The 21,055-nt window shown below is 49.6% G+C and carries 22 protein-coding genes and 2 pseudogenes; 10 read left to right on the top strand and 14 right to left on the bottom strand.

Annotation, left to right across the window (positions count from 1 at the left end; translation table 11 throughout):
• The first annotated feature begins 30 nt into the window (after positions 1–30).
• Positions 31–903 carry a phosphorothioated DNA-binding restriction endonuclease gene (locus tag OGV80_RS01345; RefSeq protein WP_286513349.1) on the top strand — a complete coding sequence of 291 codons (873 nt, stop codon included), beginning with the start codon at positions 31–33 and terminating at the stop codon, positions 901–903.
• A gap of 180 nt (positions 904–1,083) precedes the next feature.
• Here the strand turns inward: OGV80_RS01345 and OGV80_RS01340 are convergent, their stop codons facing one another.
• The 11 genes and pseudogenes from OGV80_RS01340 to OGV80_RS01290 form a co-directional block, all read right to left on the bottom strand.
• The gene (locus OGV80_RS01340) at positions 1,084–2,073 is read right to left on the bottom strand and encodes a restriction endonuclease (protein WP_502873986.1); all 990 of its coding nucleotides are present in this window, start codon (positions 2,071–2,073) and stop codon (positions 1,084–1,086) included.
• A gap of 272 nt (positions 2,074–2,345) precedes the next feature.
• On the bottom strand, positions 2,346–2,687 hold the full coding sequence (locus OGV80_RS01335; RefSeq protein WP_286513338.1) for a TA system toxin CbtA family protein: 342 nt from the start codon (positions 2,685–2,687) through the stop codon (positions 2,346–2,348).
• A gap of 20 nt (positions 2,688–2,707) precedes the next feature.
• Positions 2,708–3,049 carry a type IV toxin-antitoxin system YeeU family antitoxin gene (locus tag OGV80_RS01330; RefSeq protein ID WP_053274373.1) on the bottom strand — a complete coding sequence of 114 codons (342 nt, stop codon included), beginning with the start codon at positions 3,047–3,049 and terminating at the stop codon, positions 2,708–2,710.
• Positions 3,050–3,059: 10 nt separating this feature from the next.
• Positions 3,060–3,598: pseudogene (gene radC / locus OGV80_RS01325) on the bottom strand (RadC family protein).
• 12 nt (positions 3,599–3,610) lie between these two features.
• Positions 3,611–4,051 carry an antirestriction protein gene (locus OGV80_RS01320; protein ID WP_001616563.1) on the bottom strand — a complete coding sequence of 147 codons (441 nt, stop codon included), beginning with the start codon at positions 4,049–4,051 and terminating at the stop codon, positions 3,611–3,613.
• Positions 4,052–4,081: 30 nt separating this feature from the next.
• Entirely contained in the window at positions 4,082–4,903 is an 822-nt protein-coding gene (locus OGV80_RS01315) for a DUF932 domain-containing protein (protein ID WP_265824448.1), read from the bottom strand.
• A 120-nt stretch (positions 4,904–5,023) separates the two neighbouring features.
• Positions 5,024–5,497, bottom strand: a complete 474-nt coding sequence (locus tag OGV80_RS01310; RefSeq protein WP_176489195.1) for a YfjT/YkfB family phage-associated protein — start codon at positions 5,495–5,497, stop codon at positions 5,024–5,026.
• A gap of 101 nt (positions 5,498–5,598) precedes the next feature.
• The gene (locus OGV80_RS01305) at positions 5,599–6,063 is read right to left on the bottom strand and encodes a hypothetical protein (RefSeq protein ID WP_286513326.1); all 465 of its coding nucleotides are present in this window, start codon (positions 6,061–6,063) and stop codon (positions 5,599–5,601) included.
• Between the two features lie 309 nt (positions 6,064–6,372).
• Positions 6,373–7,248 carry a GTPase family protein gene (locus OGV80_RS01300; protein ID WP_286513323.1) on the bottom strand — a complete coding sequence of 292 codons (876 nt, stop codon included), beginning with the start codon at positions 7,246–7,248 and terminating at the stop codon, positions 6,373–6,375.
• 279 nt (positions 7,249–7,527) lie between these two features.
• Positions 7,528–9,651 carry a hypothetical protein gene (locus OGV80_RS01295; RefSeq protein ID WP_286513319.1) on the bottom strand — a complete coding sequence of 708 codons (2,124 nt, stop codon included), beginning with the start codon at positions 9,649–9,651 and terminating at the stop codon, positions 7,528–7,530.
• Between the two features lie 503 nt (positions 9,652–10,154).
• On the bottom strand, positions 10,155–11,072 hold the full coding sequence (locus tag OGV80_RS01290) for a hypothetical protein (RefSeq protein ID WP_286513317.1): 918 nt from the start codon (positions 11,070–11,072) through the stop codon (positions 10,155–10,157).
• A 414-nt stretch (positions 11,073–11,486) separates the two neighbouring features.
• Here OGV80_RS01290 and OGV80_RS01285 point away from each other — a divergent pair, with 414 nt between their 5' ends.
• Positions 11,487–12,065: a YagK/YfjJ domain-containing protein gene (locus tag OGV80_RS01285; RefSeq protein ID WP_353654544.1), complete on the top strand. Its 579-nt coding sequence runs from the start codon at positions 11,487–11,489 to the stop codon at positions 12,063–12,065.
• 107 nt (positions 12,066–12,172) lie between these two features.
• Positions 12,173–12,379 (top strand): helix-turn-helix transcriptional regulator, encoded by a 207-nt coding sequence (locus tag OGV80_RS01280; RefSeq protein WP_286513410.1) that lies wholly within the window; start codon positions 12,173–12,175, stop codon positions 12,377–12,379.
• Here OGV80_RS01280 and OGV80_RS01275 read toward each other — a convergent pair.
• The gene (locus tag OGV80_RS01275) at positions 12,350–12,877 is read right to left on the bottom strand and encodes a YbaK/EbsC family protein (RefSeq protein ID WP_252029444.1); all 528 of its coding nucleotides are present in this window, start codon (positions 12,875–12,877) and stop codon (positions 12,350–12,352) included. The two genes, OGV80_RS01280 and OGV80_RS01275, sit on opposite strands and share 30 nt — an antisense overlap.
• Before the next feature lie 136 nt (positions 12,878–13,013).
• The gene (locus OGV80_RS01270) at positions 13,014–13,622 is read right to left on the bottom strand and encodes a DUF1062 domain-containing protein (protein WP_286513312.1); all 609 of its coding nucleotides are present in this window, start codon (positions 13,620–13,622) and stop codon (positions 13,014–13,016) included.
• A 568-nt stretch (positions 13,623–14,190) separates the two neighbouring features.
• Between OGV80_RS01270 and OGV80_RS01265 the strand changes: the two genes are divergently transcribed.
• The 6 genes and pseudogenes from OGV80_RS01265 (at position 14,191) to OGV80_RS01240 (ending at position 18,264) form a co-directional block, all read left to right on the top strand.
• Positions 14,191–14,583 (top strand): VOC family protein, encoded by a 393-nt coding sequence (locus OGV80_RS01265; RefSeq protein ID WP_000493336.1) that lies wholly within the window; start codon positions 14,191–14,193, stop codon positions 14,581–14,583.
• Positions 14,584–14,727: 144 nt separating this feature from the next.
• Positions 14,728–15,204, top strand: coding sequence for a GNAT family N-acetyltransferase (locus OGV80_RS01260; RefSeq protein WP_286513310.1), 477 nt, complete (start codon positions 14,728–14,730; stop codon positions 15,202–15,204).
• Between the two features lie 339 nt (positions 15,205–15,543).
• Positions 15,544–15,801 (top strand): YjhX family toxin, encoded by a 258-nt coding sequence (locus OGV80_RS01255; protein ID WP_004131894.1) that lies wholly within the window; start codon positions 15,544–15,546, stop codon positions 15,799–15,801.
• A gap of 7 nt (positions 15,802–15,808) precedes the next feature.
• Positions 15,809–17,449, top strand: a complete 1,641-nt coding sequence (locus OGV80_RS01250) for a class I SAM-dependent methyltransferase (protein ID WP_286513307.1) — start codon at positions 15,809–15,811, stop codon at positions 17,447–17,449.
• Positions 17,450–17,576: 127 nt separating this feature from the next.
• Positions 17,577–17,828 carry a zinc ribbon domain-containing protein gene (locus OGV80_RS01245; RefSeq protein ID WP_000077643.1) on the top strand — a complete coding sequence of 84 codons (252 nt, stop codon included), beginning with the start codon at positions 17,577–17,579 and terminating at the stop codon, positions 17,826–17,828.
• A gap of 64 nt (positions 17,829–17,892) precedes the next feature.
• Positions 17,893–18,264 (top strand): annotated as a pseudogene (locus OGV80_RS01240) (VOC family protein).
• 279 nt (positions 18,265–18,543) lie between these two features.
• Here the strand turns inward: OGV80_RS01240 and OGV80_RS01235 are convergent.
• Positions 18,544–19,551, bottom strand: a complete 1,008-nt coding sequence (locus tag OGV80_RS01235) for a DUF4917 family protein (protein WP_096927839.1) — start codon at positions 19,549–19,551, stop codon at positions 18,544–18,546.
• A gap of 278 nt (positions 19,552–19,829) precedes the next feature.
• Here OGV80_RS01235 and OGV80_RS01230 point away from each other — a divergent pair, with 278 nt between their 5' ends.
• Complete coding sequence (locus OGV80_RS01230) at positions 19,830–21,047, top strand: DNA cytosine methyltransferase (RefSeq protein ID WP_096927840.1); 1,218 nt, start codon at positions 19,830–19,832, stop codon at positions 21,045–21,047.
• The last annotated feature ends 8 nt before the right edge of the window (positions 21,048–21,055 follow it).

Below are 21,055 nucleotides of genomic sequence, written 5' to 3'. Positions count from 1 at the left end.
ATCGCAATTATTTACCTGATAATGAAATCAATGAGTTCCAGTAAAACCCTGCAACAGGCAATTGACGACATCACCATCTGGCGTAAAGGCGAGCAGCGCGCGCCGCACAAGCCCCTACTGCTGCTTCATGTGCTGGCGGGTTATCAGCAGGGTCACGGTCGCCTGTTTGACTACGGTACGGAAGTTCGCGACCCGTTGCATAGCCTGCTGGAGCGATTTGGACCACAGCGCGCGCAGTACCGCCCGGATATGCCCTTCTGGCGCTTACAGGGAGATGGGTTCTGGGAGCTACAAAACGCCGAGCATTGTTCAACGTCCGGCAGCAGCAAACAGCCCCCTGCCGGAGAACTGGTGACGCATAACGTTGCCGGAGGCTTTGATGAACAGCATTTTGCCCTGCTGAAAAAGAGCAACACCCTCATTAACACCCTGGCACAGCAAATTCTCGAGGCTCACTTCACCGAAAGCATCCAGGAAGAGATCGCGAATGAACTGGGGTTTGATATCCTGCAAAACCGCAAACAGCGGGACCCATTGTTCCGCCAGCAGGTTCTGCGTGCCTATAACTATGAATGCGCCATTTGTGGCTTCAATATGCGCCACGACAGCACTTCGGTTGCGCTTGAAGCCGCCCATATCAAATGGAAACAGCACGGCGGCCCGTGCGAGATTTCAAACGGCCTTGCGCTGTGCGCAATCCACCATAAAGCCTTTGATAAAGGTTCGATTGGGCTGGATGAGAGTATGCGGGTTCAGGTGTCACCCGCAGTAAATGGCAGCGGCATAGTAGGCAGACTATTCTGGGATTTTTCCGGGAAGGAGATTGCTCTACCGATGATACGCGAGAATTATCCAAAAGAAGGGTTTGTGGAGTGGCGCAGGAAGGAGGTGTTTAGAGGGTGAGTGCGAAGGCCGGACTCGAATTACACACCTAATAGACTGATATCAATGTAGTTTATAGGCAGGGATAAATAGTTATACCCGCACTTGTACCCACAAGTTAAAATCCGTATAAAAAATAGACCTTACTAATGGGTATAAAGCCATATCAGTAGAACACCGATATGGCTATCAAAGCAAGGTTCAGGCAGGTAGGAAAGTTTTCTTCAGAGGCACCAAAAGTTTGGTCTCGATATCGACTTGCTCATAGTTCTCAATAAGAGCACGGACGAGATCATCAAGCGTCCATAGCGTCAGTGGTATCGTCGAACGATCGGCCTCATAGCGAGCATCTTTTGTAAAACCACCGGTACTGACATAAAGCCCGCGATCGTCTTTATGGCGACCGCCAATAAAGCTACGGATCTGTTGGCTTCCCATTTGCTCCCTGCGATGTTTTACCTCAACGATAATACGTGGATTTTCAAAGCCGAATCCATCAGGTGAAGCAATGATATCTTTACCCCGATCGGCTCCCGCTGGTGAAACCTGCGTTTTATAGCCCATACTGCGTAAAACTCCGGCAACCAGATTTTGCATCTCGTCCCAATCAAGAGAGTTGATGCGATCTTTGATACCCTCAAACGCCAGCATTTCCATATCGCGGAGCGGATCAGAAACGACCTCATCTTCATCTATTACAATTGGATTCTGAGTAATTACATCTGCAGTGGGTTTCTTATCCTGCAAAAGCTCTTCTAGAGCATATTCTGGAAGCTGGAAAACCGTCAGCGTGGAGCCCAATGTGTTTTTGGTAGCAACAGACAATCGATCGCGATCGATTTCTTCAGTATTCCATTTTACCTGTCGAGCGATTCCCATCCCCTCTTCCACCCATTCAGGGTGGTACTGGAAATCAGATGTAACTTTACCTAGCAGATAAGTACGGTTGGCTGGCGAATAGGTAATAACCCAATCACCCTTTTGGATTTCGTTCACAAAACGCCAGACCTGCGATGCACCAGAACGCGCAGTTCCCAGCTTTGTTAATGGATCTGCCTCCTGGTATAAGGCGAGTAACTGAGCTCGGGACAGGCCGTGTTTGACTAATGGAGCCAGCTGAGACCAGCCGATGCCTACAATTTGCTTATCGCGAAAATCGTCATAGAGCTTGCCGCCGTCACCACGGATCATCCACATTCTGTTGCCCATAGCCGTCCCTTCATGAGGAAAAGAAATTATGCTGGATCATAAGCTTGTTCGTAGTATGCGTCAAAACCATCAACAACGACGGCCCAGCATTCCCGGATTGTGCTTGCGATAATGTGCCCAGTTAAAATTACAGCTTCAATTTGCATGATGTTTCGTCCATATAAGTAAAAGCACCAACCAGCATCGGCAGGTGCTTTTTGGAGTGAGTAAATAAGTAAGACTGTAATGTGAATCAGGGAGGCTATTCCCAATGTTCACCGTGCCGCGCTAATACGATTTCTTTTTAATAAACCAGTTGCCTGTCGCGCCCGCAGAATATCGACCGCCCGCAGATATGGGGACTGTTCTTGCCAGTTGAATCCCCTGCGATCAATACGCACCAGCCCGTACTTTTCCACCAGAAAATTAACGGCATCGGCCAAAGATATACCGGCATCGATATGTTCCTGAATTACCGTTTCATCACTGAATGGCGTGTCGTTGAGTGTCAGGCCATAATGTTGTTCCAGCAGGCGTGCAAGCAGCATTTGCCACAATGCCACGGGCGACAGACATAGCTTCGCCGCCTGCGGAGTTGTTGCAGGTAGAGTTTTCATATTTGCTCTTGTGGAGTTAGTTAACGTTGAGTGGGGTAAACGGCGATGTATACGTAGCCGTAACTGCCAAGGGTATCGGCTTCGCAGGTGAAACCATTGTGGTACAGGGTGACACAGTGGGCATGGCGAGGATTCATTTCACCAGTAGTCAACATCGACTCCATCTGGCTGATAAAATGTGGGAATGCCACATCCAGCTTAAGACATTCTGCTTCGCTGAACTTACCGGTGATACTGGCCCGGTCAGCCAGATAGTGCAGCCGGTTTCCCTCCTGTACCAGACGAGCGCCAAAGCAAGGTGTTACATTACGATTCAGACCCCACTTGAGAAATGAATCGTTCTCTGAGTCAGTAGATTTCATTGAAGTGCCCTCATATCCAGCCTCGCTCTGCAAACGACACAATTCCATCTGAACCGATAACCAGATGATCGAGAGTGTTCACATCAACCAGTGCCAGCGCTTCTTTAAGCCTGCCCGTAATGTTGCGATCACATTGGCTGGGCTCCGGATCACCGGATGGATGGTTATGCGCCAGCACAACAGCAGCAGCATTGAAGCGAAGCGCTGACTTCACCACCTCACGGGGATGGGGACATGGTTAACCGAACCGGCAAATAGCGTTTCACTCTCCAGTAAACGGTGCTGGTTATCGAGATAGAGCACCATAAACACTTCTCGTTCTTGTCCTGCCAGCTGTAACCGAAGCCAGTCACGGGCAGCCGTGCTTGAGGTAAAGGACATGCCGGGCTGGCGCAGATATTTATCCAGCAGGTTGATAGCACGTCGAATGGTCCGTTGGGAATAAGGTGTCAATCCGGAGGTCGCGGGGAGCAGGCAACCATGCTGGGCCATAACCGCCAGCGGAAAGAGTTCAGGCTGCGATGACTCCAGGGATAATACAGTATTCATGTCAGGCATTCCTTAGTCGATAAGATGCATAATGGCGCTGCATTCCGGATGGTTTAGCGCGTAGTCGCGTAAGCGATAATAGTGTCCAGTCATAGCGTCACACTCGGTGCGGCAGACGTGGTGGCTGTAAGCCATCAGGCAGACTGCTATACCGGCAGCCTCTCCGCTCATCTCCGCATCGTTGCCATTCATCGGGTTGAACAACATCCATTTCTCACCGTCAGGCTCCGGAGCCATAAATGCACCGCTATTGCTGAGTGTGTAAAAGCTCCAGACGCCGCCGCTGTAATCAGCGCACAGGCGATCCATCCAGCCGAAGATTTGGGGCTCAAGGGTTATCCATTGTGGGATGGAGCCAAAGTGCTGCGGCCAAAAGCCGATGCGTAGCTCGTCAGGGACCACCGAGGCAGTAATTGCTGCCTGCTCAGCGAACTCAGGGTTGTGTGTATCCATTAAACTATCTCCTTATGCCGGAACGGTTGTTTAACGCTCGAAAAACGCGAGCATGTTTTCTGCCATTACCCACAGGGCGCGATTGAGCTTCACATCGCCATCAATACCGGTAACAGCACGGGTGCGGCTGCTTTTCCCCTGAGCTGTTCGCCCCGACAATCCACCTTTCATCAGGTTCTCCTGCACGCGCTGGTATACGGTCCACAGGTCATCGCTGTAGTCCTCCCGGCGACGTGGGGTCAGCAACTGCGATACCGTGACCGGCTGGTAGTCCTCACCAAATCGATACTTCAGTGCAGCATTCGCCAGTGCGTGACGAGCGGGTACAGGTAGCGCCAGTGACTGCATTGCATCGCGCTTCTCCTCTACCCGGTCAAACACCCCGAGCACTTCGTAAGCCCCCTCAATCACCTTCTCGACAACATTACCCTTATGCGGCACCCGCACTTCGCCAAATGACTGACCACAAACCAGTCCGTTGGTACAGACGCCGCGAAACAGCCCCGGCAGCATCTGGTAGCTTGATGAACCGTCATGGCTGTTGAGAAGAATGATTTCCGGTACCTGACGCCCGGTCAGTTGACCGGCACGACGCAGGCGAAGCATGTGTTTGGTGTGCTCCCGCTTGCTCTGGTCCCGAACCTTCGTCTGGCAGGCAAAGAACGGCTCAAAGCCTTCACGCTGCAGGCTTTCGAGAATGGTAATGGTAGGGATGTAGGTGTAACGGTCTGAACGAGATTCATGTTTGTCACTCCCGAACACGCTGGGGACATGACTCATCAGTTCTTCATGGGTCAGAGGCCGGTCACGGCGTATCTGGTTTATACGGCCAAAACGGCTGGCTAATCGCATGGCTAACTCCTTATCTGATAATGAAATAAAAACAAAAAAGGCCATGTTCCCGAAGGAGCATGGCCTGTTGCTATCTGGTGTTGGTGTGTAGCGGGGTGGAGAGGTCTGAAATGTAAGTAACTAATCGCTGTAGTGTGTGGTCCGGCACTCACTGAGGTCAGACAGCTCTTTTTGCGTATTCTTCAGACCCGGACTGAAAGTGCCGACTTTTTTATCGTTGACGTAAACATCAAAATTCGCTGCCTTCCCCAGTGCGTCAATAAATGACACCCAGGCATTATCACCGTTTCGCCAGCCCAGGGATGACGGTAACGGATACTGGCTGTTATCCATCACCACGGTGATGTCGGTTCCGTCATCGTGAGAATTCAGCAAGGTACCGTCGGGCAGGGTCAGGTATACGCTGTGCTGCAGCACATTCTGCTTATCGGGGCTGGTAGTGCAGTTAAGATTAAAGACCACTTTCTCCGGACTGGTGATGATGTATTCGGTCACCCCCTGAGCGAAGCCGCTGCTCCACATATTGGGGATGGCCTGTGCAACGGAGGCTGAGGCCAGCATAACGACCGCCAGGGCGGCATGAGATAAACGCATAAGTGATTTCCTTTCATTAATATCAGAGGGAGGGGCATCCGTCAGGGCGCGCTGAAGCGCTCCGGGAACCCGGGCGACCTTATTTCACTTCATCAACGCTCTTATCTGTCTGTCGTCTTGTCCTTCCATTTTGGCCGGTTGCTACCCGAAAAGGATTTAACCAGCGACCAGTATTCCACCGGGAATCGTTTTACCAGTTCCCCGTTGAGACGGACATCGATAGTCCGGTACTGCCCGTTGTTCATGGTCCCCTGACTGAAGTAAGCATTGCTGCTGCAGGTTCCCGTGTCGTACTGGTTCCAGGCTTTTTCGGGTTTGCCCACCACGTAAAAATCCCCCAGGGCGCAGCCGTTAGAAGATTTACGATTAACGATGGCCACCCTGTTCGTTGCCGCCAACACGATGGTGCAGGAGCTTTGTTTTCCACCACAGACATCCCATAACACCCGACCACCAGGGTCCTTAAACGACCAGATAGTGTTCGCCGGAATATCGGCCCGTTCCCGGGCCGCGGTACTGAGACTGACGCTGAAGACCAGCGCAAAAACTGCAAACCTCATTTTCATTTTTCATTCCTTAGCCATTTCAGAAAAGCCGGAGTCAGCGCCCACAATGGCGTACCTGGCGCGCTGCAGACTGAGCTGATGCATTCAGTTATTGATCGATAATAACGATCGATAAAATAGATATCGATCGTTACATTCTATTAATAAGGGCGAGGGTTGTCATCCCTTTTGGGGAAAATGTGTGACATAACAGGGACTCAGGTATCTGGTGCCACGAAGCGGGGGCAACGGGGCATTCTGATTAAAAGAAGTGGGTCTGGGAATGAGGCTCATGCCCACGGTTGACCGGGAGGAGTATAAAGTCTGGTTTCAGAAGAAAATCCAGTCCCAGACGGCACGGGCGACGGACACCACCACATCACGCACGGTACGAATCACCGTTTTCAGCGATGCAGGCAGGAACGACGATGACTCAGCCGTATCAAAAACCCGGCTCACAGCTTCACCGAAACTGTCACGGGCCTGCGACTTTACCGGCTCTGTGCAGAGTCTCCCTTGCAGTTGTGTCACCACCGGGCTGGTGGCGCAGTCAGGCAGACAACACATCATGTTTGCCACCATATCCTCAATACCCCATCCAGTGCTGGCGGACACCACACAGACCGGATGATGCGGTTTAAACATTGCCATAATTGCAGCCTGCTTCGCTTTAAGATTTACCTGTTGTTGTGGCGAGGGCGTGCCGATCGCGCTATCCCATTCATGACAGGGTTCGATTTTGTCGGCCTGGTTAACCACAAACAGTACCTTTTGCCTGTAAGGTCGCACCACGCCGTGCCAGAATTGCTCGTCCACGGTCAGTGCCCGATCGTCGGCCTTAATGACCCACAGCACCAGGTCCAGCTCCGGCAGCATACGACGGTACAAGGCTCGGTACTCATGATCCCACCGCCCATTTTCACCTACACCCGGTAAATCGACAATTACCAGACTGTGACTACCACTGCGTAGTCGGAAGCGCAGTACGTCGCGAGTACAGGCGTTCACGTCACTCACCGGGGACACCTCACCCCGGAATAATTTGTTGCAAAGAGAGGATTTACCAGCACCACTTTTGCCCATGATGCCAATCAACGGCTCGTAGTGGGTCAGGTTCTGGATACGTTCAAGAATAAGCTGGCGAAGCGTGTGCGGAAGCGACGCGAGCGGTTGTTCAAGGGCCTGAAGGCCATCAGGTTTATTCATACATTAGTCTCAGCGTGAAAAATTAAAAATCCCGGATCCAGTCAGAAAGGAGGGGATTCACTGAGATGATATCTATCTGAAATAATTTGGAATTTTAGATTAACACGTGAAGGAGCTTGTGAGGTCCAGAACTGAAAGATGTCCGCTTCGTGCCAAGAGCGGACGTTAATGAGAACAATCTGTGGCAATCAACGGGGTGTAGGTCAATTAAACTGGACTACCCCCGTTTCGGTAGACGATCCTGCCCTATAGTTGGAGCATAAATTTCTCCCCGAAGCATTAATTAGATTGGCGGCGAACCTCGATTTCAACAATGTGGCGAGGTGTTCGCCCAAGCTGAGGATTGCCGTTGGCGACGGCGATGATGTCCTCATGCTCGTCGCCAGCCCACAGGCCAACAAGCTCGTGCAGAAAAAAATCCGCGTAGGAGCAGCTGGCGTCGCGCACCTGCATCGCCAAAACCGTAGATTTGCTCGTGTGCAATTGGGTCAAATTTCTGACGAGCCGTGCTGGGGCAACCCAGAGAACCGGGCGAGGCGAGGCCGGAGTCGTGAATAGGTAGTAGGCGTGTTCTGACTGCTTGAGTATGTCCTCGCACTGCTTCAGGTTGATGCCTACCGTCGAACTGAAGGCCGGTCCCGAATTAGTGCCTTTGCGCTTTTTCACCTGCATAAGAGTCGCACGCTGGACCACTGTTTTCCCCTTGTCCACGATACGGCTCAGGAACAGCACGTCTGCCCCCAGCGGAGCCCCAGCGGGTGTGTTCGCCCCTTCCTCTCGCTTGCTGGGTTGACGCACCTTCACTGTCAGGCTCGGATACGTCGCCCGCGTCGTAACCGAGAGTTGGCGCAACTGGCTGCTCGCGTTGCCAATCGCCTCCTGTGTCAGAGCCAGGAGGCGCGCCGTATGGACCTCCTCGTCCTCTCCCCAGGTCTTCGGATATTGGCGACAAAATGCTTCCTCAATCTGGCTAAGCGCCCTATGGATGACACGCTCCACGGAAGGGTCGCTCAGCCAAGTTTGGGCTCCTATGCTAGGCAACGTGGTAGCACCCTCGCCCCTGCCAACTGGCCCCTCCAGATCCAGTGCTCCTTGCTTGGACCGTACTAGTCCCTTGCCCCTTAGTTGTAGTTGCCGTACATGAGTGCCAACAAGCCGATTCGCAAACGCTAGATGCTCCTCGTCATCCATTAATCGCAAAAGCACTGGCTCGACTTCGGCGAATGCCGTCTGCTCGAGCCAAAGGCAGGCAAAATTGAGGAGCCCCTGGGCTAACTCAGGTTCCTCATTCACCTGATCGAACAGATCCTGCCGCCAGGCCTCGCGGGCGGCCGGGCCCAGTTGGGTCCACAGCGTTTCTTGATCCCAAGCCGAGGCTGGCAATTCTCTGAGGCTGGCAACGACGCTTTGCTGACTAGACCGCGCTGGGTCTCCAAACCCGTGCCAAGCCGCCGCAAGTGCGAGGTCCGAGGGTATAGTGTCCACGAACAATGTAGTAAGTCTAGAGAAGGCCTTGGCAACGCAATCCTTGATATTGTCATTCTTCTCTTTCTTCAGACAGATGTTCCAGCGCAGGAACAGATTACGTACATCCTCCGGCAATATCGCCCGGCAATGTTGGATTAGCCTAGGAAAGACTGACGGGTCTGCTCGTTCAAAAACCTGTTCGCAAGCCCACCGGGATGTGTGCACAGTCGGCGAATGCGCAAATAGAGAGGAGACGAACTCAAGCATTTCGCGGTTTGAATAGTCCGACGTCATGTCGATATTTTTTTCCAAGTATTCGCGTACACGATGCCAATACTGCTGGACCAGTTGTTCGAAAGCCCAAGCATTCGCCCCCTGATGAGGGTCGACTAGTTGAAGAACATAGATGCAATCTTCCTCGGGCGTATTGACCACCAACGCATTCATGATCTGTTGATCGTCCAAATATTTATTCCGAGAATATGAACGGTTAGCGAGTAACCATTTAACCCAAATCGCACGTGGCTCGATTTCCGCCACAATGATTTCACGTAAGCTCGGGGGATCGCCATTAAGTATGCCATTCCAGAAGATATCCTGAGCGCGCTGGTAAGAATTTGGGTCCAAGATAGAGGACGACTTCTCGATCCCCGTGGATCCGTGTCCGAGAATTTTTAAGGTCAGCGCTATCTGCCCTTGCTGTGCCGCAGCCACGAATTCGGCCCTAAAGTGCTCACGCTCAGTTTGCGAATTATATGGCCAACTCGTATCCGTAAACCTGAGGTTCTCAGTTGATAGGTGGGAGTAGTCCAGACGAAGCATGTCTTTCTGGATGGTAAAATACCGTGCGAGGAATTCGACAAGCGGCCGAGCCCAACCTTCCAACGAAATACTGGCTGCTTCCAGTTTATCGTCGAAGTCAATATTTACGAACAAGATGATCTCCCTTTCCCGTAGCTGGCACCGACGACCTTCGCCATGGTGTTCTGCATAATATCAATACGTCTACCGTAGACAAATCGCAGGCGGTTAAAAGAACCGCCCTCAGACAACAACAGACATTATAGAATTCCGTTGAACTTTTTATTATATCTACCTAAATAAATTTGCATATTACCGATCCACTTTAGCCAGACCATGGTTGACCTGTTCACAGTTGATTGACACACGTCATTGTTAGCAAAATTCATGGTGACTCCACTACGGACTTCTGCTCTTCGCTCATTGCTGACCTTCAGATCCAGCAGGTTGTTTGCTTGGTACCAGAGATACACGCGCCAATAGCCAGGTAATCGTCCATACCTCGCCATGGTAATCTTTCACAAGTATGTGCTCTATACGTAACGGGACAAAGAGGGAGATAGATAGAAGACCCCAGGTCTACTCAGATTCATCACAACATTGAGAAATCAGACCAACAAACCACTGGGATCACAACGCTATTTAGCGGATCGCCGATAAGATTTTGATGACTGCCAGGCATGTTTCATCTTCTCAATAAACTCCAGCTTCTCTTCAGGTTGGACGTTCCACACATCTATAGCCGCAATAATCATGTCATAACGCATAGACGTGTTATATGGGCGAAGATAGCCTGCTATTCGTTCTTTTCCTTTGAGATAGTCCCAGAGATATACTAACTGAGTTTCATTTTCTCGTGATATCCAGTCAAAATCTGTCAGAAAAAAATCATATTGCTCAAGCCAGCGCTCATGCAGTTTTTTGAAATAAGAGATCTTATCTCCAAGTGAGCATGGAGCTTCATCAATGTATCTCATCACACCATTGATGAGTTCACGCTCAGTTACCGGGGTGGGGTTGTACAGATCGGTACTTGCTCCCGCGTTCAGATAAAATCGGGAGAAAACGCGTTTCGGTTTTTTCGAAGTAGTGGCCTGTGGATTTTTTATCAGGTCCCAATCGATATCGTCCAAGTCGATATTCAAATTAGGGAAATCAAGATTTGTGAAGATATTATTATCCATTAAAAGAGAATTAAAACTTCCTGAACAACCGACGTCATTCCCCAACCCACCAAGCGTCAGCCCTGCAGATAATACTGGGTATTCAAAAATATAATGGTGAGCAAACCACAATGCTCTTGGTGTACCTTTGAAACAATCAAAATAATCTTTATCAATGAGTAGCAGCTCAGCCCATTCTTTAAGAGTTTTCCGGCCAATTTTGATTCTGTCCTGATCGCCCAGGAAATGCCGTTCAAGGATCTGAGAGATTAAAAGTCGAAACTGATCTGGCGAATCATAAGTACTCAACTGTAAGGAGTGATCAGTGTTGGAAAGTGCTCCCAGCATTTTTAGATACATGATCTCGTAACGGATCATATCGTAATGCAACATCGTCTCTTCCCTCTAATTCTGGCTCCCGGACACAGATTAGCATGAACATCTTTTATGTGGAGAGAGACGTGTCACAGGCTGAGGAATGACTGATTTATTACTGATATCCTACTGATTTTATTGTGATATTACTTTGATGTTTTACTGCATTATTACTGTAGTTTTTACTCTACTATCCTCCTCTGTTCACCTCATTAGAATCCTTAAACAGCTGATACGAACATTTGGGTTTTTAGTATAATTAAGGGGAACTCCCTGTTTCTATACCACCCTGTTCACAGCTCCTTCCCACAATCATTAACCCTGTTGTATTCCCCGGGATACACGGCTCCCTGTATGTGCCGTATCCCCGCTTCTCTTAAAAATTACATCTCATCCCAATCCTTTGAACACTACCAGACAAAGGATAAATCAATGCACACTCCTTACCCTTTTAATTCCAGATACACGATGAACTGGTTTCTACTGTCTCTACTCAATGACCACCTGAATCAACTACTGAACCGATATTCCCGAATACAGGCACTCCGACTCGACCTGTTCTATCAGAAAGGTACAGGACGCTATAAACATTATTCATGGAACGAAACCGAACGAGAAGTACGTATGCTGGTTGAACGCACCCTGCAGCACACGAATCTGGCAGGGTATTTCTGGGTACTCGAGAACTCTGTAGACCACGGCTGCCATGCCCATATCGTGTTCTATCTCGACAGGCACCTTAACCAGGCTACCTACCCAATAGCTGAGAGAGTTGGAACAATATGGCGGGAAATAACGCAACGAGAAGGCTATTACAACCGCTGCGAATACAAACCTACTTATGACGTCAGTATTGATAAGCCGGTGAACTACGATGATACCGAAGCCATCGATAACCTGCGCTACATCCTCAGCTACCTTGCCAAAGAAGAACAAAAGCACGGTCACTATCACTACGGAGCCAGTGAGGTACCGCCGCCCAGCGGACTGGGGCGTCCTCGCACGGTGTAGCTCACGTTCTGCACTTTTTTACGTATCAACCCATTGATGTGGAAGGGCTGGTGGTAACGAGCAATCACCCACCAGCTCAGGATAAACCCACAATGGAAGACAGCATCATGACAGAACATATTTCTTTACTAGATGACCAACTGGTGGATATGCGGTTCATCACGAAGCTAACGGGGCTGACAGATAAATGGTTTTACAAGCTGATAAAAGATGGCCTGTTTCCGAGACCAATTAAGCTGGGCCGCAGTTCCCGCTGGAAGCAAAGCGAAGTCGAAGACTGGCTATTAGAACGCATCCGTTGTTCGCGCGAGTAGTAAGAGCACGCTATCGGTCTGAACATTTACAGGGGAATAACTGAAAAATGTCAGTAGCCGCAATAAGTCTTTTTTAGAAATACAAACCGAAGCGGTGTTGATCAGAGGATGAAAGCCCAGTGAACGACTCGCTGATACAGAAGAATCGATAACAATTCGAATATCCCTCTCCTTGTTATGTGCAATAGCGAAAGGCGTAACCCCGCCAGGTTCCACACCGAGTATTTCTATTAACTCGTCTGGTTTAGCGAAAGACAGACGCGATTCATTAAGCTGGAGCGCTAACTCGCGAAGATCTGCCTTTTTATTGCCATCCAGAATATACAGGTAGAAATGCTTACCAGAACTATTTTTCAGCAACAGGTTCTTCAGCAGCTGTGCCGGAAATTCCGCAGCAAAACTCGCATGGTCAGCGACCATCTTCACTTCCGGATGTGATATGTACTGAAAAGATATATCCAGCTCATTAAGCAATTTCAGAACCGCATGCTCATTCATATTTCCCCCTAAGTTGCTCACTGCCTTTAGCTTATGTCACAGGTAATGTAATTCACCTGAAGCTCATCTTGAATCTGTCCTTCTGTTAAGCCATTACCCTACTGGCACAACCGACCCCAAGATGAGCTTCTTACTTTTAACGATGCGTCAGAACGATCCTGCGCCGGGCGAACATCGTTTCCGCAGATATCTGGAAGTGATATTCCGCTGCCTTCAGCTTTCTCGATTTAAGCATTTTCAGCGTAACTCCACTTATATGCCCTACTGCAACCCTTCTCTGAATTTCACCAGCGCTCAGCATGAGCTGCTGCTTCAAAATCGACAACAGGCTGACCTGGAATGAACGGGAAATCCTGACACTAACGCGGACCCGCTGGTGGGCAGTGATGCTTACCGGCCAGCGTTCCTGAACGGTAAAATCAGGCCGACCCGATAGCTCTGCATTGTTCCGCTTCAGCATCGCGATATCACTTGCATAGTGATGTACCGTAGCGGCATCGTTTGTCATTAGCCGATGATAAAGCTGGCGGTCGATTTTGCTGACGAGCAGGCGCGAAAACAGTGAGATATTCCAGGTGTAATCACAGTGTGTGCATTTATAGATACTCCACACGTCCAGCACCTTCTTTTGCGAATTAACCCGAAATGCACCTGACGGAGTGAAGTCCCGTTTAATCTTGCAAGAAGGGCATCGTTTCGCGATGCGCTGATACCCCACAGGCGTGACGGTCCATGTAACTTTCATAACGTACCTTTTTTAACCCATACAAAACCGGATCCGTACTGAACGGACCATGAATTTTTTGTATGAAAAATATTTAAGATTTATTTTTCAGCTGGTTAAAAAAAGATTTCCAACGTTACAATCCTGTCAACGACCAAAGAGATATAGTAAGACTATCAAAGCGGCATTCATTGGACATATGAGTTGAGTCAATATTCATAATGTTATCAGCAGCATCTCTTGATCTGACCCGCTAAACGCCGCGCAGCAATTCTGTATATTTAGTAGACAATTAAACGACAGAAGGTGCGTGTTATGACATAGCACGAACAGTTTTATCAGGCCTATGAGATACCGATATCCGCCTGTATTCTTGCTTAGAGCGCATTTACTCTTTCCGGTGATGCAACTCGATGGATTTACTTTCTGCTGGCGGCAGGATGACCTTCCACTACGCGGCACTGCTAGCCGGTATAGCCGTCATCTATTGGTTTCCGGTCTGCTTAAACTGGGCAAGCAGCACCAGGGGCAGTCAGTATCACCGGTAGGCTGCCAGGAGCAATAATGCAAAAGAGATTAAGGAGGGTTTATGTTTTCTTACGTGATGCTGGGGACTAACGATCTACAGCGCGCCATAAGGTTCTACGATCCGCTGATGGAATTGCTTGGACATCCAAAGGCAGGCCGTAATGAAGAAGGCGCATCCTGGGGGACGTTCAGCAATAACCATACCATCGGATTGTGCGTCGGCAGGCCCTTTAACCAGCAACCAGCGAGCGTTGGTAATGGCACGATGGTCGCACTGAATACCCACTCGTTTGAACACATCCAGCAGTTGTACGAACTTGCTATCAGTCTGGGCGCCAGGGATGAAGGTACACCGGGGCACAGGCCACAATACGGACAGGGATTCCATAGTGCCTATGTACGCGATCCGGACGGGAATAAGCTGGCGTTTGTGTTCTATGCCGATGAGGGTTGAACATCAAACTGACAGTTTTCGTGTTGTGTATGAAAGCGGCGACGCACCGGACATAGTCAGAGAGTAGCCGTCGGGCATAGCGTCAGGCGGTAACTCTTGTAGTCGCAGAGACTGGGGCAGGAGAATCACTAAACAGGAAGCCTTATGCAAATAATATCGTCAAGATGCATCATTCGACCATTTCAGTCATACGAAATTGAAAGTTTTATGGTGTATCGTAATGATGCTGAGTGGATGAAATATCAGGGATTTAAGGGGCTAACAAAAGAGGACTATGAAGCAGAGTTGCTGGGATTTCTTACACCTGCTCGCGGTATTCAATTGGCCATTGTCAACAAGCTGACGCAGGTTTTGATTGGTGATATTTATTTACGTCAGCAATGCGATGTGTTTTGGCTCGGCTATACCATCAGTCCCGCTTATGCTCGCCAGGGATATGCAATTGAAGCAATTACCGCCACGATCGACTGGATAAAAGAGAACGGTTTTTCACTCATCAAAGCCGGTGTGAATCCGGAAAATACCCTTTCAATAAAATTACTTATCAGGATTGGCTTCAACTTTTCAGGCATCGAAGAGGGTGAGCATATTTATGTTCTGGATTTAACAAAAGGAGAATAACCTCCGGAGGGGAAAAACCAATGAGGCCATATAAGGGGTACTAAAACCTGCATTCGTCAGTGCACCTGCCTTTTTTCAGTAAATGAGCTGGCGTTCGATTTCCGAAGTACATCACACTTTTTCTACTGAAACATATCCCTGCTAAAACTACGTGTTATTATTCGCTCCGTAAATACCTTTCAACTCAACCCGAGGCTTTGATGCTGGAGAATGTAATCATCCGATAATCAGCTTACCGACCTTTTCAGGCCGGACTGATTATCAATGCGCCGAAATCGAATGCGGACACCGCGGTGTGTTTGCACGTTTTGCACATGATGATTAAACAGGTTTTCCAGTATGAATTTATCCCGTCAGGAACAACGTACTTTACACGTTCTCGCCAAAGGTGGCCGAATCGCGCACGTCCGCGATGCGTCTGGCCGCGTCACCGCCGTTGAATGCTACACCCGCGAAGGGTTGTTGCTCACTGACTGCACCCTCGCCACCTTCAAAAAACTCAAAACCAAAAAGCTGATCAAGTCCGTCAACGGTCAGCCGTACCGCATCAACACCACCGGGCTCAATAACGTTCGCGCACAGCTTGATAACCGCTAAGGAGAGCATGATGGATATCAGCACCCTTATTTCCGCTTCCCGGCACACCCAGCTATCAGCGGAGGAAAGTAAAATCCCCTGGGACGAGCCGGCCTTCAGCCAGCGCATGCTGGCGAACCATTTGTCGCAGGATCACGACTGGGCAAGCCGCAGGCAGGGCATCATTGAACAGCAGGTCGAGTGGATCGCCAGCCAGTTATCCCCTGGCGCACATATCCTCGATCTCGGCTGCGGCCCCGGCTTGTATACCCAGCGCCTAGCGGAGCGCGGATTTCACTGCACCGGCGTGGATTTCTCACCGGCATCCGTGAGCTGGGCCCGTCAGCAGGCGCAGAAAGCCGGCTTGAATATCGACTATGTACAGCAGGATATCCGCGCATACTGGCCGGATAAATCGTTCGATTTCATCATGATAACGTTCGGGGAACTGAATGTATTTAGCACGGCAGATGCGCGCTCGCTCGTCAGCCGATGCGCGCTGTGGCTGGAGCCGGGTGGAAGGCTGCTCACTGAAGTCCATACTTTCGACGAAGTTAAACGTCAGGGAATGGCTGAAGCAAGCTGGCAACGCTGTCCGGACGGGCTGTTTCTGGGCGTCCCTCATCTGCTGCTGACTGAACATGACTGGGATGAAGAAGCCCAGACCAGCTCAACAACGTTCTGGGCCATAGAGGCAAACGGCCAAACCACCCGTTTCGGCAGCCAGATGACGGCATGGCGCGATGACGAGTACGTCAGCCTGCTCGACAATGCCGGATTTAACCTGCTTCCTCCTCCTGAAAGCCACGACTGGCCAGTCAGCGAAACATTTGAAGGAAAGCTGTTTGCTCTGCTAGCCGAAAAAGCAAAAGCCTCAGAGGAACTTCCTCTTAATACTCAACGCAATAAAAGGAATTCCAAATTGGATATCCCACGTATTTTTACCATCAGTGAAAGCGAACACCGCATCCACAACCCGTTCACAGAAGAGAAGTATGCCACGCTGGGTCGCGTGCTGCGCATGAAGCCGGGCACCCGCATTCTTGATCTCGGCAGCGGCTCGGGCGAGATGCTCTGCACCTGGGCCCGGGATCATGGCATTACGGGGACTGGCATCGACATGAGTTCGCTCTTCACCGCGCAGGCCAGACACCGCGCGGAAGAACTCGGCGTCAGCGAACGCGTACATTTTATTCATAATGATGCGGCGGGTTACGTCGCCAATGAAAAATGTGACGTGGCAGCCTGCGTCGGCGCGACCTGGATTGCCGGAGGCTTTGCCGGGTCAGTCGAACTGCTGGCGCAGAGCCTTAAACCGGGCGGGATCATGCTCATCGGTGAACCTTACTGGCGTCAGCTTCCGGCAACGGACGAGATTGCCCAGGCCTGCGGCGTCAGCTCGACAAGCGATTTCCTGACGCTTCCAGGGCTTATCAGCGCGTTTGACGACCTCGGCTACGACGTGGTGGAAATGGTACTGGCGGACCAGGAAGGCTGGGACCGGTATGAGGCCGCGAAATGGCTGACCATGCGCCGCTGGCTGGAAGCCAATCCTGACGACGACTTCGCCGCCGAAGTCAGGGCCGAGCTAAACATCTCGCCAAAACGCCACGTAACGTACGCGCGGGAATACTTTGGCTGGGGCGTGTTCGCGCTCATCGCCAGGTAACAACAGGTTCCCGGTATTTCTGACTGGAGATACCGGGGGCTTCGCCTTGGCTTTGATCTGATGCATCACCTGCACAATACATACTCTGTATGTTTATTAATCAGCACGTCACCATAAGGAGCATCATATGTCACAACATGAACAGTTCTGTCAGGCTTGCGGGATGCCGATGTCGGCACCAGATGCACACAGTGCCAGTGATCAATATTGTGCGTACTGCAGCGACAGCAACGGCAATCTCAAACCCTGGGAAGAAGCGGTATCAGGTTTAGCCTGCTTCCTTGATTCCTGGCAAAAAGTCGGCCCGGAGGAAGCTCGGAAGCGAGCAAAGCGTTACCTGACGGCAATGCCCGCCTGGGCTCATAAAGCAGATGAATGAAAAACAAAGCCTGCATGATTTAGGCAGGCTATCTTCTCTCCCCTAGTTCCATAAAGGAGAGCAGATGTTTTCTTACATTATGCCAGGGACCAATGATCTGTCACGCGCCATCCGATTCTACGATCCGTTGATGGAATTGCTTGCACATCCAAAGGTAGGCCGGAATGAAGAAGGCGCATCTTGGGGACGTTCAGCAATAACCATACCATCGGATTGTGCGTCGGCAGGCCCTTTGACAGACAACTCGCCGGGGTTGGTAATGGCACGATGGTGGCGCTGAACGCCCGTTCTATTGGACATATCAGATATCAGACAGTTGCATGCGCTTGCCCTTAGTCTGGGAGGCGCGGATGAAGATGCGCCGGATCACAGGCCGCATTACGGGCAAGGATTCCATAGTGCTTATGCAATCCACGTCAGAGAGAGTTGTTGTTGAGAATAACCTGACAAGTAAGTCTCTTATTGAAGTATATGCGTTAGCAGCCCCTGTAGGACAAGAGTGGCTTGTCCGGTTAGGTGGGATACTTACAAAATCAGCTCCTATTCCATGTCGAGATGCTCATAACGAATGTTTGAAGTATCCAGTTGAAAAATAATAATTTTAATCTACTTAAATCTATATAAGGAACACAGTCTAGTAACGCGCCACTTTAGCCATGTCGCTACGTCGTTACTAGTTAGGGTTAGGGTTAGGGTTAGGGTTAGGGTCCCTGCATCAAATTTCGGGTGGCTTATTCCAGCAGCTCGGACTTTCACTGTCAAAAAACTCTATCAGAATATTTTGCCCAAGATTATCTTTGATTAATTGATTGGCTCTATTGCAATACGCCTGGTCTTTTCTGAAAACGGATACCGCGACTCGCTTTATGCCCGCTCCAGCCATTCGTTTTAGCAGATGTACATCATGTTCGCCTATGCCCCAGCCTAGAATCACAAGATTTTCACACTGTTCGACGAGAACTTCCCGGTAAACCGTTGAAAGATAGAAACTGCTCTGAATAGAGTTTACTTTTTGTTCATGCGTTCCTTCGCTCACAAACAGCGGAACGACCTCCTCGCTTTGCCAACGTTTCAGAATCGATTCAAGTAAGCCCGCATTCTGAATATGAATTTTACTCTCCTGTTCGATACGATTTCGACACAATATGAGGCTGCCATGTGGGTAAAAAACAAGCGTGTTAGATTGTTCATTTCCAAGCATTCCTCTTAACCGTTGCCAATCCTGCTCAAAACGACCTCTGGCAAGAAAGCAGTCCTTAAATCGATGATGATCGTTGATATCTAAACCATATGTCATTGTCCAGTAAACGATCAGATCATAGTTAAGAGAAATAACCTTATTGAATCTTTTCAGAAACTCGTAAATATATGGCAGTTGTTCATCAACTTCATCATGCTCAGGATGCACATCTCGTACAGCCTGAATAAGGCATTCACGTATCCGGACGTACGCCTCATGGGTACGGGCATCCTCAATGTCTAAAGATTTATTGACGTTAGACGCCTGCCAAACAATACGCAGAATAAGTTCGAAATCTTTAGTATTAAAAAAATCAAAAAGTTTGCGTACATCCGCCTCCAGACTCTCTCTTTGTGTGACGCATTCAAGCAGAGATCCATATGCAAAACGAGGACTGACGGCGATGCTTGCGCCGTTGCCCAGCAAAATAGTCCCATCGTATCGTGGTGCTAGCTCAGACCAAGGGAGAATGGTAAACGACATTTTAGCTATCCGCTCCAGTAGTGAATTTTTAAAATAAAAAACATTTTACAGCGCAGGTGCTAACTATTTGCATTTTTTGTCGTCGTATCAACAACCTCACTTGCTGAAAGCAAAAGATTATCTTTGTTTTCAGTCAGTTTCTATACTTTACCACGTAGACAGTACCTTTATCGATATAGATATTATCTTCATGATTTTATAGACTATCTAGTTAAGAATATCCCTTTCAGGAAATTGATCGATGCCCAGATTCAGCAATACTATTTTATGGTCAGGTCATGAGCACTAAAGCCGTCACGAGCCACAATCATTTAACGGAACCTAATGAGGCGGGATTCACTTTCTATGAGTTTTTCGCGGGGGGTGGTATGGCCAGGGCAGGGTTGGGAAAACAGTGGCAATGCCTGTTCGCCAACGATATGGACCCGATAAAAGCATCGACCTACATCGACAACTGGGGCGACGAACATTTCGACATACGCGATGTACGCGAAATTGCACCCGATGAACTGCCGCTTCACGCTGATTTAAGCTGGGCCTCATTTCCCTGTCAAGATTTATCACTGGCCGGCAACGGCTTGGGAATTGGCGAAAGAGATTCCAGCGCGGATGAAACCACCCGTTCAGGCGCGGTATGGCCGTTCCTCGATTTAATAAGCAGGCTCGGCGAGGAAAACCGTAAGCCGCCGATTCTTGTTCTTGAAAATGTTCTTGGGTTGCTGACGCTGGATCAAGGGAGCCATTTCGCCGCGATATGCCATCAATTAAGTAAAACGGGCTACCGATATGGTGCAATAATCATTGATGCAAAGTACTTTCTTCCACAGTCCAGGCCCCGCGTATTTCTTGTAGCGATTAGTCGTCATATTTCCATTCCCGAATATTTGGTTTCAGAAGAACCTTTGTCGCAATGGCATTCACCTTCACTCCTTCGCGCCTGCGATGCTCTATCGAAGCAAGATCGCAATGACTGGATCTGGTGGTCGCCTGGCAATATGCCAGACGCTAGAACGAAGGAGCTGGACGACTTAATCGATTTTGAAGACGAAAATGCGCTATGGCATTCTGTTGATGAAACACAACGGCTTATCAGTATGATGGCACCGGCAAACATGGCGCGCCTGGCGAACGCTCAGGCATCCGGCGCAACAATAATAGGCAGCCTTTATTTACGCATGCGCAAAGAAAAAGGTGTAAACAGGCAACGGACCGAAATTACGTTCTCGACCGTTCTTGGTTGCCTTAGAACGCCAAAAGGTGGAGCTTCTCGTCCTCGTATTATTGTTGTCAAGAATAATCAGGTGAAAACGCGTTTGTTGTCGGTTAAGGAAGCGGCAGCATTAATGGGTTTGCCAGATGATTTTATCCTCCCGGCGGCGTATCAGTCGGCGTTTAAAGTGATCGGCGACGGCCTCGCCGTTCCTTCTGTCCGTTTCCTGGCCGAACGTATTCTGGAGCCACTGGTGATGGCCGTCAGAATTAATAATACCCACTGAACGGAGGA

It is taken from the genome of Citrobacter sp. Ce119, assembly GCF_030334525.1.
Taxonomy (GTDB): domain Bacteria; phylum Pseudomonadota; class Gammaproteobacteria; order Enterobacterales; family Enterobacteriaceae; genus Citrobacter; species Citrobacter europaeus.
The sequence above is the reverse complement of the archived record's forward strand: the minus strand, read 5'-3'. Positions and strand labels throughout refer to the sequence as shown.

Bases quoted from the DNA above. Each gene is read 5' to 3' on its own strand.
- OGV80_RS01345 (WP_286513349.1), top strand. From the start codon at position 31: ATGAGTTCCAGTAAAACCCTGCAACAGGCAATTGACGACATCACCATC.
- OGV80_RS01340 (WP_502873986.1), bottom strand. From the start codon at position 2,073: ATGATCCGTGGTGACGGCGGCAAGCTCTATGACGATTTTCGCGATAAG.
- OGV80_RS01335 (WP_286513338.1), bottom strand. From the start codon at position 2,687: ATGAAAACTCTACCTGCAACAACTCCGCAGGCGGCGAAGCTATGTCTG.
- OGV80_RS01330 (WP_053274373.1), bottom strand. From the start codon at position 3,049: ATGAAATCTACTGACTCAGAGAACGATTCATTTCTCAAGTGGGGTCTG.
- OGV80_RS01320 (WP_001616563.1), bottom strand. From the start codon at position 4,051: ATGGATACACACAACCCTGAGTTCGCTGAGCAGGCAGCAATTACTGCC.
- OGV80_RS01315 (WP_265824448.1), bottom strand. From the start codon at position 4,903: ATGCGATTAGCCAGCCGTTTTGGCCGTATAAACCAGATACGCCGTGAC.
- OGV80_RS01310 (WP_176489195.1), bottom strand. From the start codon at position 5,497: ATGCGTTTATCTCATGCCGCCCTGGCGGTCGTTATGCTGGCCTCAGCC.
- OGV80_RS01305 (WP_286513326.1), bottom strand. From the start codon at position 6,063: ATGAAAATGAGGTTTGCAGTTTTTGCGCTGGTCTTCAGCGTCAGTCTC.
- OGV80_RS01300 (WP_286513323.1), bottom strand. From the start codon at position 7,248: ATGAATAAACCTGATGGCCTTCAGGCCCTTGAACAACCGCTCGCGTCG.
- OGV80_RS01290 (WP_286513317.1), bottom strand. From the start codon at position 11,072: ATGTTGCATTACGATATGATCCGTTACGAGATCATGTATCTAAAAATG.
- OGV80_RS01285 (WP_353654544.1), top strand. From the start codon at position 11,487: ATGCACACTCCTTACCCTTTTAATTCCAGATACACGATGAACTGGTTT.
- OGV80_RS01280 (WP_286513410.1), top strand. From the start codon at position 12,173: ATGACAGAACATATTTCTTTACTAGATGACCAACTGGTGGATATGCGG.
- OGV80_RS01275 (WP_252029444.1), bottom strand. From the start codon at position 12,877: ATGAATGAGCATGCGGTTCTGAAATTGCTTAATGAGCTGGATATATCT.
- OGV80_RS01270 (WP_286513312.1), bottom strand. From the start codon at position 13,622: ATGAAAGTTACATGGACCGTCACGCCTGTGGGGTATCAGCGCATCGCG.
- OGV80_RS01265 (WP_000493336.1), top strand. From the start codon at position 14,191: ATGTTTTCTTACGTGATGCTGGGGACTAACGATCTACAGCGCGCCATA.
- OGV80_RS01260 (WP_286513310.1), top strand. From the start codon at position 14,728: ATGCAAATAATATCGTCAAGATGCATCATTCGACCATTTCAGTCATAC.
- OGV80_RS01255 (WP_004131894.1), top strand. From the start codon at position 15,544: ATGAATTTATCCCGTCAGGAACAACGTACTTTACACGTTCTCGCCAAA.
- OGV80_RS01250 (WP_286513307.1), top strand. From the start codon at position 15,809: ATGATGGATATCAGCACCCTTATTTCCGCTTCCCGGCACACCCAGCTA.
- OGV80_RS01245 (WP_000077643.1), top strand. From the start codon at position 17,577: ATGTCACAACATGAACAGTTCTGTCAGGCTTGCGGGATGCCGATGTCG.
- OGV80_RS01235 (WP_096927839.1), bottom strand. From the start codon at position 19,551: ATGTCGTTTACCATTCTCCCTTGGTCTGAGCTAGCACCACGATACGAT.
- OGV80_RS01230 (WP_096927840.1), top strand. From the start codon at position 19,830: ATGAGCACTAAAGCCGTCACGAGCCACAATCATTTAACGGAACCTAAT.